Origin of the sequence: Bacillus sp. 22-7, from assembly GCF_010628845.1 — a bacterium.
GTDB lineage: Bacteria > Bacillota > Bacilli > Bacillales > Cytobacillaceae > Cytobacillus > Cytobacillus firmus_B.
The window spans coordinates 81375-96903 of sequence record NZ_NJQY01000007.1; the positions used below are offsets into that span (position 1 = coordinate 81375).

Annotated in this window: 13 protein-coding genes, 2 pseudogenes and 1 riboswitch; of the genes and pseudogenes, 3 read left to right on the plus strand and 12 right to left on the minus strand. The window is 40.4% G+C overall.

What is annotated here, in order from left to right:
* Positions 1 to 12: 12 nt before the first annotated feature.
* The 6 genes from CE058_RS06405 to CE058_RS06430 all read right to left on the minus strand — a co-directional run bounded on the left by CE058_RS06405 (position 13) and on the right by CE058_RS06430 (position 7743).
* Positions 13 to 690: a Dph6-related ATP pyrophosphatase gene (locus CE058_RS06405; protein ID WP_048010177.1), complete on the minus strand. Its 678-nt coding sequence runs from the start codon at positions 688 to 690 to the stop codon at positions 13 to 15.
* 65 nt (positions 691 to 755) lie between these two features.
* The gene (locus CE058_RS06410; RefSeq protein ID WP_163141306.1) at positions 756 to 3890 is read right to left on the minus strand and encodes an AAA family ATPase; all 3135 of its coding nucleotides are present in this window, start codon (positions 3888 to 3890) and stop codon (positions 756 to 758) included.
* On the minus strand, positions 3887 to 5032 hold the full coding sequence (locus CE058_RS06415; protein WP_048010179.1) for an exonuclease SbcCD subunit D: 1146 nt from the start codon (positions 5030 to 5032) through the stop codon (positions 3887 to 3889). Before CE058_RS06415 ends, CE058_RS06410 begins: the two co-directional genes overlap by 4 nt.
* A 172-nt stretch (positions 5033 to 5204) precedes the next feature.
* Positions 5205 to 6491 carry a Na+/H+ antiporter NhaC family protein gene (locus CE058_RS06420; RefSeq protein ID WP_163141309.1) on the minus strand — a complete coding sequence of 429 codons (1287 nt, stop codon included), beginning with the start codon at positions 6489 to 6491 and terminating at the stop codon, positions 5205 to 5207.
* An 86-nt stretch (positions 6492 to 6577) separates the two neighbouring features.
* A riboswitch (SAM riboswitch) is annotated at positions 6578 to 6682 on the minus strand.
* A gap of 159 nt (positions 6683 to 6841) precedes the next feature.
* Positions 6842 to 7426, minus strand: coding sequence for a DUF421 domain-containing protein (locus CE058_RS06425; protein ID WP_048008800.1), 585 nt, complete (start codon positions 7424 to 7426; stop codon positions 6842 to 6844).
* Positions 7427 to 7542: 116 nt separating this feature from the next.
* On the minus strand, positions 7543 to 7743 hold the full coding sequence (locus tag CE058_RS06430) for a cold-shock protein (protein WP_009334826.1): 201 nt from the start codon (positions 7741 to 7743) through the stop codon (positions 7543 to 7545).
* Positions 7744 to 8082: 339 nt separating this feature from the next.
* Here CE058_RS06430 and CE058_RS06435 point away from each other — a divergent pair, with 339 nt between their 5' ends.
* Positions 8083 to 8361, plus strand: a complete 279-nt coding sequence (locus CE058_RS06435) for a phage holin family protein (RefSeq protein WP_396021350.1) — start codon at positions 8083 to 8085, stop codon at positions 8359 to 8361.
* A gap of 50 nt (positions 8362 to 8411) precedes the next feature.
* On the opposite strand, the gene CE058_RS06440 is transcribed toward CE058_RS06435, so the two are convergent.
* The 4 genes and pseudogenes from CE058_RS06440 to CE058_RS06455 form a co-directional block, all read right to left on the minus strand.
* Positions 8412 to 8738, minus strand: a complete 327-nt coding sequence (locus CE058_RS06440) for a hypothetical protein (RefSeq protein ID WP_163141315.1) — start codon at positions 8736 to 8738, stop codon at positions 8412 to 8414.
* A 127-nt stretch (positions 8739 to 8865) separates the two neighbouring features.
* Positions 8866 to 9621 carry an SDR family oxidoreductase gene (locus tag CE058_RS06445; RefSeq protein WP_163141318.1) on the minus strand — a complete coding sequence of 252 codons (756 nt, stop codon included), beginning with the start codon at positions 9619 to 9621 and terminating at the stop codon, positions 8866 to 8868.
* A 329-nt stretch (positions 9622 to 9950) separates the two neighbouring features.
* Positions 9951 to 10098 (minus strand): annotated as a pseudogene (rpmG, locus tag CE058_RS06450) (50S ribosomal protein L33).
* On the minus strand, positions 10095 to 11300 hold the full coding sequence (locus tag CE058_RS06455) for a GTP-binding protein (protein WP_163141321.1): 1206 nt from the start codon (positions 11298 to 11300) through the stop codon (positions 10095 to 10097). Before CE058_RS06455 ends, rpmG begins: the two are co-directional and overlap by 4 nt.
* Positions 11301 to 11595: 295 nt before the next feature.
* On the opposite strand from CE058_RS06455, the gene CE058_RS06460 reads away from it, so the two are divergent.
* Complete coding sequence (locus tag CE058_RS06460; RefSeq protein ID WP_048008805.1) at positions 11596 to 12588, plus strand: permease; 993 nt, start codon at positions 11596 to 11598, stop codon at positions 12586 to 12588.
* A 10-nt stretch (positions 12589 to 12598) separates the two neighbouring features.
* Entirely contained in the window at positions 12599 to 13573 is a 975-nt protein-coding gene (locus CE058_RS06465) for a TIGR03943 family putative permease subunit (protein ID WP_163141324.1), read from the plus strand.
* 32 nt (positions 13574 to 13605) lie between these two features.
* Here the strand turns inward: CE058_RS06465 and CE058_RS25315 are convergent, their stop codons facing one another.
* Both CE058_RS25315 and CE058_RS25320 read right to left on the minus strand, forming a co-directional pair.
* Positions 13606 to 14553, minus strand: a complete 948-nt coding sequence (locus tag CE058_RS25315) for a methyl-accepting chemotaxis protein (protein WP_483297535.1) — start codon at positions 14551 to 14553, stop codon at positions 13606 to 13608.
* Positions 14548 to 15294: pseudogene (locus CE058_RS25320) on the minus strand (CHASE3 domain-containing protein); the annotation flags it as partial. The pseudogene CE058_RS25320 and the gene CE058_RS25315, both read right to left, overlap by 6 nt.
* Positions 15295 to 15529: the final 235 nt, after the last annotated feature.

Here is a 15529-nt window from a genome sequence, read left to right on the forward strand (position 1 = left end):
TGACGTTTATTATTATTTTACAGCGAGCCTAAACTCGCCAAATTCCAATTTTTTTGTTGTCTCAAGCTGAATCACTTCAGGAGAGTCCAGCTGAATCCTATTAGAAAATAGCGGACCGTCATACACAAATGTATGATATTCACCTGATTCACCCATCGGACATACAGGCTCATCTTCTATTTTGCTTACAAAGTCATAATCAAGTTCTTTGCCCAGCCAGGAATTGTCCAATACCTCTTCCCGAACCCGTATGACTTTGGCTTTATAGCCTGATACCACAAAGGCTTTTAAAGCCTTAAGACTATCTTTCTCCTCCATCCATAGAGGGTATACCGCATCCAATCCTGCTTCAGCCGCTGTTTTTTCTCCCCATTCACGGTGTCCACCCAAGTAAAGATCCCCATATGCAATGCCTGTAATCCCATATGTATCTTTTATTTTTCTTAAATCACTCACAAAACGTTCAGAGTAATCTTCAAAGGTACAATAAATAAACTCTGCAGGTATGGATAAACTTTTAGCCTGAAGCTGGATTAATTCCTTTTTTTCTCCATGCCCAAAGGTTCTGCCAATTTCCTGCGGAACCGTTGTCAGAAGACATGCAACCTCGTATCCCTGTTTTACCAGAACATCCAGAGCCAGACAGCTGTCTTTGCCGCCGCTCCATGATAAAACGACTTTCTTACTCAAGAGTCATCACCAACTTTAATAGTATGGGAAAAAGGATAGGAGGTCTATCCTTTTTCCTCTGAATCCTAATTTAAAAATTGAAACTGTGTTCGGCTTCCTGTCTGGCTTGCAGTTACTTCCAGACGCGCATCTATCCTTTCCTTCAGCTCAGGAACATGCGAGATAATGCCTACTAGCCTTCCGCTGCTTTGAATTTCGATCAATGCTTCTATTGCCTGATCCAATGATTCGGGATCTAGTGTCCCAAATCCTTCATCAATGAACATCGTCTCAAGAGATACGCCTCCTGCGTATTGCTGCACCACGTCTGCCAGACCAAGAGCAAGTGCAAGCGCGGCTTTAAAGCTTTCCCCGCCGGATAAAGTTTTAACATGCCTTTCCTGCCCAGTGTATTGATCAAACACAAGTAATTCCAGGCCGCTTTGTGCGCTGCCCTTTGAGCGGTCTGTTTTTCGAAGCAGCATATATCTCCCGCTGGTCATCTTCGATAAACGTCCGTTGGCTTCCCTCAGTATATCATCTAAAAATGCCGCCAGGACAAAACGTTCAAAAGTAATACGGTAAGTGTTCTGCCCTTTGGAAATTTCATATAAGTGTCCGATTACTTTATACCTTTCCTCAAGGGTCTTCATATCTTCATTTATTTCTTTGATTTTTTGCAAAGTCTCTTCATTTTGCTTTTTCTTCATAAACAGATTTGTATATTGATCCTGCAGCTGTTTCAATTGATCATCGGTTTCCTGCAATAATAGCTGCAAGCTTTCCAGGTCAGGTTTTTCAATCCCTTCTAAGAGTTCCACCAGTTCAGCGTATCTGTCATGAATAGAACGGACTTCTTCCCGATATTCCCGAAGTTCACCTTCAAGCTGCCTGATTTGTTCTTCTGATTTTTTGGCATCCCGATATTCTCCGTATACTTCAAAGCCCTGGTCCTTCATGCGCTGTACAAAATTCTGCCTTTCAGCTGCAAGCTTTTGCTCGTTTTTAACAGCCTGCTTTTGAAGTGTCTCGAGCTTTGCCTGTTCTGCCATATGAACCGACTTTGCATCTTGATAATTCTGCTGGGCAGTTTCCAGCTGTCTTTGCATAATTTCAAGTTTTTCAGCCGCTTTTTTAAAACTTGACTCGTAAGCTTCAACAGACCGCAGGTTTTCAGGAATTGTGTCCGTCATCCTCGCTAAGTTGCTTCTCTTTTCCGCATGCATAATGGCAGCGTCATTTATTTGGCTTTGCAGAAGGTCAATTTCTGCAGCAAGAGATTCTTTCATCTCCTGTGAATTTTCTAACTCTACAGAACAGTTTTCCAGTCTTGAAGATTTCTCCTTCAGTTCTGCATCAAGTGTCAGCAAATCCTTTTTTTGATCGGAAAGTGTATTTTTCAGCACAAGCAGACTTTCAGGTTTAAAATCAGGACGGTGCTTCTGTATTTGGGCTGTTAATTCCGCTAATCCACTTTCACTGGAATTCAGCTGAGACCGAGCTTCATAAAATGCAGACTCTGCTTTCGCTTTCTCTGCTTCCATTTCAGCTGCCTGTTTTTTTGCTTCCTTCAGATCTTTTTCATCAGGAATATCTTGAGGAGAGACAGCTGGATTTGGATGGTGTTCTGAGCCGCAGACTGGACATGCCTCTCCGTTTTGGAGCCTGTCAGCTAAGATTGATGCCTGTCCATGAAGCCATTTGCCCTCCAGTTCATCTACAAGCAGTTTGGCGTCAGTCAGCCTGGACGAAGTCTGCTCAAAATAACTTTTTTTCTTGCTGAAAGCATTCAGTGATAAGAGATGCTCTTTATGAAGCTCTTCATATCTTTGAAGCCGTTCTATTTCGTCTGATAATTTCTCCAGGTTTCGTTCATTCTCAAACTGTGCGAGCCTGCTCTTTTCAATGTCCTGCTTTTCTGCAGCAAGTGTTTTTATTTGCAGATCAGCTTTTAGGAGGGCTTCATCTTTCTGTTTTTTTTGAAGCCTGAGGTTTTCAAGATTTTTTTCAAGAGAACGGACAAGCTTTTCCACTTTTGCATAAGAGAGAATATCCTCTTTCATACTTTGCAGGTGATTGACCTGTTCGGCAGCTCGTTTTCTTTCTTCCTCCCGGTTCTTTTCAGATTCCCATTTTTCTTGCTTTTCTTTTAGCAGAGATTCAAGAGTGCCTATTTTTTTCTGAAGTCCCTCAATATCAGCATGTGCTGCATCCAGATCTTTCTTCAGTTCATGACAGAGCTTCTCCTGCTGACTAAGCAGTGCTGCTTTGTGGGCGAGAGTAATGGCATTCTCTTTGACAGTATATTGGTCTTTCAGCTCTTCAAGCTGTTCTTTCCGTTGCTTAAGCTCTTCTTTCATCTTCATCTGTTTAAGCACCATTTCTGCTTCATAGAGCTTTTGCTGAAGATGATCTCTCTGTTCCTTCTTTTTCCTGCCTGCTTCTGTCAGCTCGGCAAGACCTTCTGCCATCTCCTTAATTTCCTCTGCTAGGAGCGGCAAGAGCAGGGTGTCATTAACACTTCCTGCTTCGAGGTACGTTTTCAGCTCCCCGCTGTATACAGGCTGCACATGATTAAAGTATTGATCTCGCAATTTAATCTGTTCTTCTACCGCTCTTTTTAATTCAGTTGCATCTTCTTTAAGTTTTTCTTCGATGCGCTTGTATATTTGAGTATGGAATAACCGCTGCAGAATGATTTCCTTATCTTTGCTTTCAGAAGTCAGGAGCTTTCGGAACTCTCCCTGGGGAATCATCAGAATTTGCCTGAACTGATTGCTGTCAATGATCATAATTTCTTTTATCTTTTCATCAACATCCCTGACATTTGAAGCCAGGAGCTTTTGCTCTCCATTTTCATCATATATATACAGTTCTGCTTTTGCACTTACTGTTGTTGTCCCATCGCCCCGCTCTTTTTTCTTTTCCTGCTGAGGAGATCTTATAATATGATACCGTTTATTTCTTAAAAAGAATTCCAGGGAAACCTCGGTTAGTGTATTATTTTTGGCAAACTGACTCCGAAGCTCAGGACCATTTCGATCTTCTCCGCTTGCCTTTCCATAAATGGCATAGCTGATGCCATCAAAAATAGTGGTCTTGCCTGAACCCGTCTTTCCGGATATGACAAACATGGTCCGATTTCCAAGTTGGGTAAAATCAATGCTTTCAATGTCTGCATAGGGGCCGAATGCCTGCATCGTTAATTTTAATGGCTTCATTTCAGGGCCTCCTCCCTAAGCACTTTTTCAATCACATCCGTCATTACTTGCTGTTTATCTTCTGTAAACTCAGAAGTAGTCATTTGTTCATAGAATTGTTTAAACAGATCAAGCTCCGACTTTTTCTCTTCCTTCATCGATAAGAATGAGCTTTTTTTCTTCAAATCTGTAACGGCAATTCTTCTTTCCAGATGAAGAACATTCGGGTAGACCTGTCTCAGCTTATTAATTGGATCAAGCAATGCGCCTTCATCAAAAAGGGTGATTTTCAGGTAGTCATCAAGATTCTGTTTTTCATAGAATGCTGGATCCATCAATTCATCTAAATGCCCTTCGATTTCTCTCAAGTCTTTTTGGGGCTTCAGTGAACGGGTACGCAAATCAAATTCGCCATTTTCCTTCATTTCTATAATTGAAATCGATTTTTCCTGTTTGGCTTCTGAAAAAGAATATTTTAAGAGGGAGCCAGAATACCGAATTTTTTCATGCTTTATGGCATCAGGACTATGCAAATGCCCCAGTGCTGTATAAGAGAAAGGATCAAAGCAGCTTGAATGGACACAGCCTGATCCGCCGACTGAAAGGGTCCTCTCCGAATCACTGGTAGAGCCACCCAGGACAAAAGCATGTCCTACAAGAACGTTCGGTTCATTATGATTCAGGTCCTTTTCAATTCTGCTCACAATTGCCTTCATTGCATCATCATGTGAGTGTACACGGTCATCATCAAGCAAATGCCTGACCATTCCGGGTTCAGCATACGGAACCAGAAAAAAGTTCACACCATTAATATCTACGGGCTTAAAATCATTTGACAGTTTTCCAGACAAGTAGAACTTGCTTTGCTTATACCAGGAGCTCCCAAATGACAGCCTTTCTGCACTGTCATGGTTTCCTCCGATGGCAACCACAGGTGTATTAAGCTCTACATTTATTTTAAAAAGAATTTCATTCAGCAATTCTACAGCATCAGTCGGAGGTACGGACCGGTCATATAAATCTCCTGCAATTACGACTGCATCCGGCTTTTCTTCCTCTACCACATCAATAAATTGATTCAAAAAATGGCGCTGATCTTCGGTCATATATACACCATGGACCAGCTTGCCCAAATGCCAATCAGCTGTATGGATAAATTTCATATCTTACACCCTCTTTTCCTTGCCTGAGATTCTTTCTGCAATATTACCATTATACCAAATCAAAAAACGGCTGAGGCTCAGCAACAATTCACAGAACATTCGTTCTAATTATATCATCAATTATTTTTAAAACACAGCATTGTTCAAAGAAAAAAGAGCCCGGCAGGCTCTCTCATTTATTGCTTTTTAACTTAGGAAAGTTGATCAGAATGGCAATAATACCGCAAATGCCAATTAATATTGGATAAATGGAATATGCCATGATGCTCACCGGCGAAATGGCAGCGAGCCCCGAAGCAGCGAGCATCTGTGCTCCATAAGGGATAGTCCCTTGTACAAAGCAGGCAAATATATCAAGTATACTTGCTGATTTACGCGGGTCAATCTCATATTGGTCAGCAATTTTTTTGGCAAGCGGCCCTGCAATAATGATGGCAATAGTATTATTGGCTGTAGATAGATTTGTCACAGAGACAAGCGACGCAATACCAAATTCTGCTCCCCTGCGGGATTTTATTTTGCTGGTAGCCATGTGAAGCAAGTAATCTATTCCTCCATTAACCCGGATGATCTCCACCAATCCGCCAATGAGGATGGCAATAATCGCAAGGGTCTGCATACCGGCCATTCCCTCAGCAATCATCTGCAGGAATGAAACAAACGTATAGCTGCCGTCAGCAATTCCAATCAGGCCTGCAAGAAGGATACCCCCGCTAAGCACAAGAATAACATTCATGCCGAACAAAGCTGCAGCCAATACGCCAAGATAAGGGACTACTTTTAAGAAGTTGAAATCTCCGCTGGTCACGACGCTTTCCTGACCTGCTGTTAAAATTGCAAGAATTATAGCAGTAAGAACTGCAGCAGGCAGTACGATTAAAAAATTCACACGGAATTTATCAGTCATTCTCGTTCCCTGCGTCCTGACCGCTGCAATCGTCGTATCAGAAATGACAGAAAGATTATCGCCAAACATTGCACCGCCAATTATTGCTGCCATGGCTAGAGCTACTGTAATATCTGTCTCTGCTGAAATGGCTACACCAATTGGAGCAAGAGCAACAACTGTCCCCATTGATGTTCCCATCGATAATGAAATAAAGCATGCAATGATAAAAATTCCGACCATGAGCAGATTCTGCGGGATAAAAGAGAGTGCAAGGTTCACAGTCGAATCAACCGCACCCATTCCTTTAGCCGTAGCGGAAAAAGCCCCTGCCAGGATAAAAATGATGGACATTAATATAATATCAGGATGTCCAGCCCCTTTTGTGAATATCTCTACTTTTTCCATGAATGGCTTTTTTCTATTCATTGCCAGCGCAATTCCGGCTGCTGCGGATACAATGACAATAATTGGTATGCTGTTAAAATCACCAGTTGCTATACCGCTGCCAATAAAAATAAGCAGGAAAGCGGCTAGCGGCAATAAAGCCCATGGATTGCCCCTGTTTTTCATTGAATTCTCCTTTAATAATGGATTTTCCAAGCAAAATAAAAAGACCCCTTCAAGCAAGAAGAGATCTTGATCTACCAATTGTTCTCTTCTTATCTGCCAAGCATTAATGCTTGCTGGATTTGGCACAGCGCTCTGCAGAGCCCGCTGCCGAGACATCTTCGGGCCAGCCCCTCCGTCTCTCTTGATAAGTGAATAGTATTAAATTATTCTAAAATAACTCACGTTTGAAAATTATACAGGAAACTCGCTAAACTTCAAGTACTTTTTTCTTAATGGAATTGGAATTTGAATAATGCTTAAAGGGGGAAAGACGGAGATTGAAATATAAAAAGCCGCAATGCGGCTAAAAACTAGTGAAGATCTTTAAAATTCGGCGGGGAATGGCCCTTTTTCAGCTCCTGAAAAATATCATCTGATGCTTGATGAGCAGGCTGAACGGGTGACTGCAAAATTATTTCTCCCATCAGCTTTTTAAATTCTCCAACTGTCAAAGGCTTTGCATCATCCATTAATTCAAACCCAAGCTGTCCATTTGGCTCAAGTGTAGCCATTTTAACATCTGAAATTTTAGTAATACCGTTGGTTCTGAGCCTCATTTCCAGCTGATCTGCTGTAAAGCGCAATTTCCTCATATTTGCTGTTTTTAGTTTTCCATTTTCAATCACTATTTTGGATTTGCCTGTAATAAATTTTTCAATGAAATTGTATCTCACCTGCAAGTATTCCATTATAATTAGTGATCCAACAAAGATTCCAGCAGCCACGATGGTCTTCCATACACTTGTCTCAATGATAGGCTGAATGATAATGGAACCTATGGAAATCATAACTACCGTTTGCGCCAGCGTCATTTGGGAAATAGACTTCCTGCCTGCTACACGTAAAAGCAAAACTCCTGCTAAAACCAGAATCACTGATTGCCAGGCAAAATTCATCTGGATACACCTTCCTTTTTCTAATAGGGTATGGAACTGGTGGAGGAATATTCAAGTTAGCGCAAAATAAAACAGCCTGACCTAATGGCCAGGCTGTTTTTGTATGGGTGTGTCGATTATAGTTTAGTTACGTTAGCTGCTTGAGGTCCGCGTGCACCTTCAACAACTTCGAAAGAAACTTCTTGGCCTTCTTCTAAAGATTTGAAACCTTCAGATTGGATAGCAGAGTAATGTACAAATACGTCGTTTCCGTCTTCACCTTCGATGAATCCGAAACCTTTTTCAGCATTGAACCATTTTACTTTACCGTTTTTCATGAAAAAAATCCTCCTATTGGCTAGAAAAAGCCATGTGTAAATTCACCATATACACGCTTATTACTTTACGTTCATTACTCATCCAGACCATTGCCTAACGGTTGAAAAAGCAGCTAGCAAAATATAACACGATGCATAACGGCTGATTCAAATTTAGCACTTATAGAAATGATTGTCAACTATTCTGCGCGTCTTTGATAGCGTTTTATCAAACTATTCCGTCTTTTTCGAGCGTAATAATTCCCAAGCTTATTAATAAAATCTCTACTATTTTATAGACAAGCAGACAAACAACTTATAAGGGGATTTCATAAACTATATAAAAACATTAACCAGGGGGTGAGTGGATTGAACTTACTGGATTTTTTAAATCAGAATTATTACATGCTGGTCCCGGCTTTGTGGGTAATTGGGTATGCATTGAAACAGACACCCAAAGTTCCCGATTGGTCCATCGTATGGATTCTTCTAATGATTTCGATTTCTGCAGGCAGTCTTGCATTTGGCTTTTCTTTTGAAGGGCTCCTTAATGGAATCGTTGCAGCAGGCGTGGCGGTGCTTGGACATCAAATGATGAAACAGACTATAGAAGGTGCATACAGCAATAAAAAGAAATAGGTAATATCAAAAAAGTTCATCCAATTGGGATGAACTTTTTATATAATCTATTATTTTAAGCCGGCCAGGACTTTTTCTATATCTTCGGCAGTCATTTCGTGTGCTTTTCCAAAACTGTATACATGATTCGATGCCCAGTAATCATAAAGCCTGGCAAGATCATTTCGGTCATATACTTTATTGGCAAACGTGCTGAAAAAATAAACGATCAGAACATTAACGACATTTGGCGGCAGCTGTTTTCTGTTTGCAAGCGTGCCCAAAGCGATTTTTTCCAATCCTCTAATATTGCCGCCTGTTAAGTACTCAACCAGCTCAAGCGGGGAAGCAGTTTCACAATTCTGCACAAAATCAGGGTCATTTAATAAATTTAACATTGTTCTCTCCCCTCTATAACTTCTATTTATACACATTGGAGGAGATCAATAAACCCATTTGGGTATTTTGTATCGAAAATGATATAAATAGCTCTAATTTGTTAAGTAAATGTCACTTGCTTTCGTGTTAACCGCGTATGAACCCTCCCTCAGAATGAATCACCTGTCCTGTTATCCACCTTGAATCTTCTCCTGCCAGGAATGCTGCCAGATTGGCTGCATCTTCAGGCTGGCCGATTCTGCCCGCTGGAAACTTGGGCAATAGGTGATTTCTTATCTCCTCATTCATCCATGTAGAGTCAGTAGGTCCCGGGTTAATCGCATTTACCGTAATCCCTAAATGAGCAATTTCTGTTGAAAGCGACCTGGTAAATGCCGTTATGGCAGCTTTGGTAGAAGCATAAGCCAATTCGCCGGGCATTGGCCCAAGCTCTTGGCCGGAAGTCATATTAATGATTCGGCCGTAAGGCAAATTCCATTCTGGAAATCTTTTGGCGAATTCTGTACAAAGAAGACATACGGCTCTCATATTAACAGCATAGTGTGCATCCAGTGTTATTGCATCAAACTCCAGATATCCATCTCTTGTTGAATGGGCTGCATTATTAACAAGTATCATCGGATTTCCGACTGTCAAGGCAGCAGATTTCAGCACCTTTTCTGCTGATTGAACATTCGATAAGTCAATTTCGAGGCCTTTACATACGATGCCAGTTTCCGATAATTCCTTGCTGAATACTTTTTCCCAAAGGGGCTCCGCGTCCCAATAAGTAAAAAAAATATTAAAATTCTGGCTGGCTAATTTTCGGCAAATAGCTGCACCAATACCCTGATGGCTGCTGACACCTGTAACTATTGCGGTTTTATTCTGCTTTTCGATCATACAGCGTTCCCTCCATTTAGGGCCTGCCGGGACTGGCATGGAGATTGGATTCCAATAAAAATGCAGATACACAACAAGGTATCTGCGAATTTATGGTTTGAAATTCCACAGCAAGCATTCCTTGTTCATATCATTTTATAAATAGACAAACCTCTCCCCAAAAAAGCAGGCAGACGTTTATTAAATTAAAATGATTACAAGTTATGCCACATTTAGAATTTCAATTCCCCTTCCGTATATCTCCTAATTTGAGCATATCTGCAAGACCAGGAAAAAGCAACATAATTTTTCAAATTGCTCTGTTATATATGTCTGAGCTCAACCAGATATTAAAGGGAACGATTGTGTAATTTTGTTTCCCTGTGCTTAGTGTACCTTTTTAGCTTTGGAGAGTATTTCATTAATTCCATTCTTTCAGGATCTTTTGGCTGTTATATAGTTGCGATCCCCTGTTACAGTGCATGCCAATGCTCTCATATTATTTCCTCCATCATATTAGTTTGAAAAGCTGGCAGCCGGTCAGCAAGCCTGCTCCAATCTGAAATCATTTCTTTATCAGTTAGTAAACAGCCATCTAGACTTGATGCGATCTCTTCTGATTTCTTCATACCCAGGCCAATAAACACGAGCTCTGTCATCCTGTCTCCAAAATCCTTATCCCATCTATCAAGCAGTTCTGGTTCATCTTTTAAGATTTGGTTTCTCTCCATCTCTGGAAGTGCTGCAATCCATTTCCCTACCCCTTGCAGTGTTATAGATGGACCGGCCTGAGACAGGAGACCGGCTATGTCATTTCGTGAAGCCAGCCAAAAAAAACCTTTGGCTCTCACAATATCTACCGGAAAATCTTCAAGCCATCGCATAAATCTTTCTGGATGGAAAGGCCTTTTTCTTCTATAGACAAATGATGAAATTCCATATTCTTCAGTTTCCGGCGTATGCTCCTCATTCAGTTCCTTAATCCATCCTGCTCCCTGGCTTACTTTTTCAAAGTCAAAAAGACCTGTATTGAGTATTTCTTTTAATTCAACTTCTGAATTTACAGCTTTAATTATTTTTGCATCTGGATTTAATTTTTCCAATACAGCCTTCAGTTCATCAGCACTTTCTGAATCAACCAGATCCAGTTTGTTCAGCACCACGACATTTGCGAATTCAATCTGGTCAATTAATAAGTCAGCAACTTCCCGGACGTCACTTTCATCTGTGGCCTGTTTGCGGTCCAGCAGTGTTTCTCCGGATGCATAGTCATGCCAATAACGATTTGCATCTACAACTGTAACCATGGTGTCGAGCGTGCACCTATTTGAAAGATTAATTCCCAAACTTTCATCCATATAAGTAAAAGTCTGGGCAACCGGAATAGGTTCTGAGATGCCTGAGGATTCAATCAGGATATATTCGATATCCCCTTCGTTAACCAGCCTTGCCACTTCTATCATTAAGTCTTCTCTCAACGTACAGCAGATGCATCCATTTTGAAGCTCTACCAGTTTTTCATCGGTCCTTGAAAAACCGCCTTTTTTAACCATGGATGCATCAATATTGACTTCACTCATATCATTTACAATCACTGCCATTTTCTTATTGCCGCGATTATTTAAAATGTGGTTCAGCAGAGTGGTCTTTCCTGAACCTAAATAGCCGCTCAGTACAGTGACGGGTATCTTCTTTGTCATGGACTTTCTCCTTTTGAATATAAATAGTATTCATTACGATTTGCAATTGATTAATTCCCCCCTTGCTCTGATAAATCAAGAATTACTGGTGGGTATGGAGAAGTATCTGATAAATCGTAATTGTTTCGATTTAAATGATATTAAAATTTTTATGCGATTGCAAGGATAAACTTTATATCCTTTTATCCTCCAATTCTCCTATCCTTTCAAAATGCTCATAATCCCATTTACAATTTCATAAAATTAATATAGAGTATAAAACGAAATCATTACGATTTTAATTCAGGAGGATACTATGAACCGAATTTTTCGCAGCCATATTATTGATATAACAGGCATAATATTGATAGCCATTCTGGTATATTTAATATCTTTCAGCTCTGGATTAGGTTTGTCTTTTGATATTCCGACTTCCCTGTTAAATCTGAACGTAATCTTTATCAGCATTTTAATAGAAGCATTGCCTTTTGTGCTGATAGGTGTGCTGATTGCAGGGTTTATCCAAATTTTCATTACAGAAGACCATATTAAAAGGTGGATTCCGAAAAATAGAACAGCTGCTGTTGTCATGAGCTGTGTGGCTGGCGCACTTTTTCCAGCGTGTGAATGCGGAATTGTTCCTATCATCCGCCGTCTTATGTCCAAGGGTGTTCCAGTATATGCAGCGATTGGTTTTATGCTGACTGGGCCCTTGATTAATCCCATCGTTATTGCTTCTACATACATGGCTTTTGGAAACGATTTTGAAATGGCGGGCTTACGAATGGGATTGGGATTCCTAATTGCCATTATAGTTGCCTTTAGTGTGAGCATCTTCTTTAAGTCCGGGCAATTGAAGAAAACTCTTCATTTACCCCACAGCAGTGAAATCAATCGTCCTTTCCTGGACCGGATTTGGTCCATGCTGACTCATTCAATCGATGAATTTTTTGACATGGCCAAATATTTGATTATTGGCGCTTTATTAGCTTCCATTGTACAAGTCTATATGCCTGCAAAAACATTTCTGCAAAATGCTGATAATCCAGTTGTATCCTTACTGATCATGATGGGCTTTGCTTATGTTTTGTCACTATGCTCAGAGGCCGACGCTTTTATTGGTGCCTCATTCAGCAGCATATTTCCTAAGTCTTCCGTACTGGGATTCCTGATCTTTGGTCCGATGATCGATTTTAAAAATACAATCATGATGCTTAGTGTGTTTCGGATGAAGTTTGTTCTTGGCGTATTAGCGCTGACTGCTTCTGTTGTCTTTTTCACGCTGCTTCTTGTACAGAATTTCATTTAGGAGGATTGCTATGAAAATCCATTTCCAGCAGGCATTAAGGGCACTGATTCTACTGGCTTTTTGCGGCCTGATTTTTCAGCTTCATTATACAGGCGACATAACCAAGTATATTAATCCCAAATATGTCCGCTTAAGCCAATCCGCTTCCATACTGTTTTTATTTTTATTTTTTATTCAAATTACAAGAATATGGACTTTTAATAGAGAAAACGTTGTTCACGAACATCATCAAGGTCAGGACTGCTGCCATCATGATGTTGATACCTGTTCTCATCATCATGATCATGGAGATACACCGTTTACAGTAAAAAAGCTGCTGTCTTATTCCATTATATTATTTCCGCTATTAACAGGATTCTTCTTGCCTGCAAAGACGCTTGATGCTTCCATAGCTGAAAAAAAAGGCGGACTGGCCATACTTGGTAATCAAAAACAAGAGGTGAGCTCCTCGACAGGGTCTGATGAATCAGACTTTGACCTAGAAGACTATTCTTTTGAAGAAGAGCTGGAGGAAGCCGGGGAGCTGGAACATGACCTGTCTGTAAATGAAGAAGTAGAGGAAATATCCAATGAAGAGTTTGAGCAATTAAAAAAGGACCTTTATTCCGCTTCTGCTATTAAGATGGATGATAAAGTTTTTAGCTTGTATTATGAGGAAATCAGTAAGGATATTGATAAATTCATTGGCAGGGAAATTGAATTTCAGGGATTTATATATAAAGAAGAAGGACTTGCTTCCAATCAGCTTGTCATTTCGAGATTTTTGATTACGCATTGTGTGGCAGATGCAAGTATGATTGGCTTTCTATCAGAGTTGGAGGAAGCTCCGGACCTCTATGATAATATGTGGGTCAAAGTTAGCGGAGTTATAGATAAAGCAGCCTATAATGGAACAGAGATGCCGATGATTAAAATTAAGGAATGGAAAGAAATTGAGGAGCCGTTCATTCCATACCTGTATCCATTAACCATTAAAATCTTGTAGTAAAATTCAAAAGGGACTCAGCTGAGTCCCTTTTATAATTTAAATCTTGATACAAGTTCCTGCAATTCTTCAGAAAGTTTTGCAAGAGACCCCGCTGATGTTGATACTTCTTCCATGGTGGCAAGCTGCTCTTCTGTTGCGGCTGAAGTTTCCTGTGAAGCTGCTGCGTTTTTTTCTGAAATGTCCTGCACATTGGACATAACATCAATAATCTGGGTGGTTAAGGCAGTCAGTTCTTCCACTGAGGATGAGACTTCTTCAACTTTGTATGTTACATCACCCATTGAATGGGCGATCTCATCAAAAGCTGCACTTGCTTCCATTGTATCTTCGAGGCCATCCCTTACCTGTTCATTTCCTTTTTCCATTGCCAGAACGGCATGCTTTGTTTCTTCCTGAATAAGCCCTATCATTTGCTGAATCTGAATGGCAGATTGCTTGGATCCCTCTGCCAATTTACGGACCTCGTCAGCGACAACCGAGAAGCCTCTCCCGTGCTCACCCGCCCTTGCAGCTTCAATGGCAGCATTGAGTGCAAGCAAATTTGTCTGTTCTGCGATATTCGTGATCAATTCAACGATATTGCTGATTTCTTTTGACCGGGATTCGAGCGTATAAATATGCTGAGCAGCACTGCCTACTGTAGTATTTATTTCATTCATTTGCCTTACAACATTATCGACTGAATTAGTGCCTTGTTTAGTTAAAAAATCTGCCTTTTCCGCTGCTTCAAGCATCAGCTCGCTACTTGAAGAAATTTGCTGCATTCCGGAAGCAATCTCCTTAATTGAAGAAGATACCTCTCTAAAACGGTAAAGCTGCTGTTCAGTCCCCAGAGCATTTTTCTGCGAAATAGCAGCTACCTGTTCAGAAGCCAAAGAACTTTCGTCTGCACTTGCAGCCAGCTGTTCACTGCTTGATGCCACTTGTTCTGATGTGCTTCTTACCTGGCTGACTAGAGACCTCAAGTCCTGGACCATTTTATTTAATGATAAAATAAACACTCCTATTTCATCCCGGTTTTTTACTTTAATAGAGGTCTGACTTAAATCTCCACCTGCCACTTTGTCTATCGCTCCTGCAGCCAGGTTAATCGGCCTGGATATCATTCTGCTTATAAAATAAGCGATCAGCATGGCAGCAATAACGGCTGTAATCGAAATAATTAAAGTAATCGTCTGAGAGAATTTAACGCCAGAGACAGTTTCATTTATCCCGGCATTTAATTGGGATTCATAAAATTTTACAAGTTCATCCGCTTTTTTATTAAAATCCTGGCTGATCTGTTTATCGGAAGTTTCAACTAATGACATATAAGCATTATTTTCCTCCAGCTTAAACTTAATTTCTTTGTCAATAATGCTCTGATAGCGATTATGGAGCACTTCCAGTTCTTGCGCCAATTCCTTCTCCTTCTTATTGCCGGCTAATTCATTCAGTTTATTGATATGATGTTCCATCCTCTTGCGGGAACTTTCATAGTCACTCAGATATGTAGAGTCGCCTGTCAGGAGATAGCCGCGGATTCCCCCTGCTTCATTCATAAGCTCTGCCTTCAGTGTTTTTACAAGCATCACTTCAGAGACATTATCATCTATTAAACTTTGATAATTTCTGTTAACATTACCGAGTTCGTAATTTGATAAACCGGCGACAAGACCAAATAATAAAAGGACAGACAAAAACCCGAGGAACAGTTTTTTTGCCACAGATAATTTCATGCCTTTTCCTCATTTCCAGATATGATAGGATATTCTACTTATAATTTATCATGAACACAACTGGTAAGTCAGGTACTTTTTACCTGGATCTTCAGATATGTACAGAAAATTCTCCTTCTTTCGCTATTATTTTCATAATAATACAAAAAAAATGCCGCTAATCCGGCTGGCAGATTAGCGGCGACTATGCAGACCAAAGATCCTTAGGGAGGAGATCTTCTATATTATTGTATTA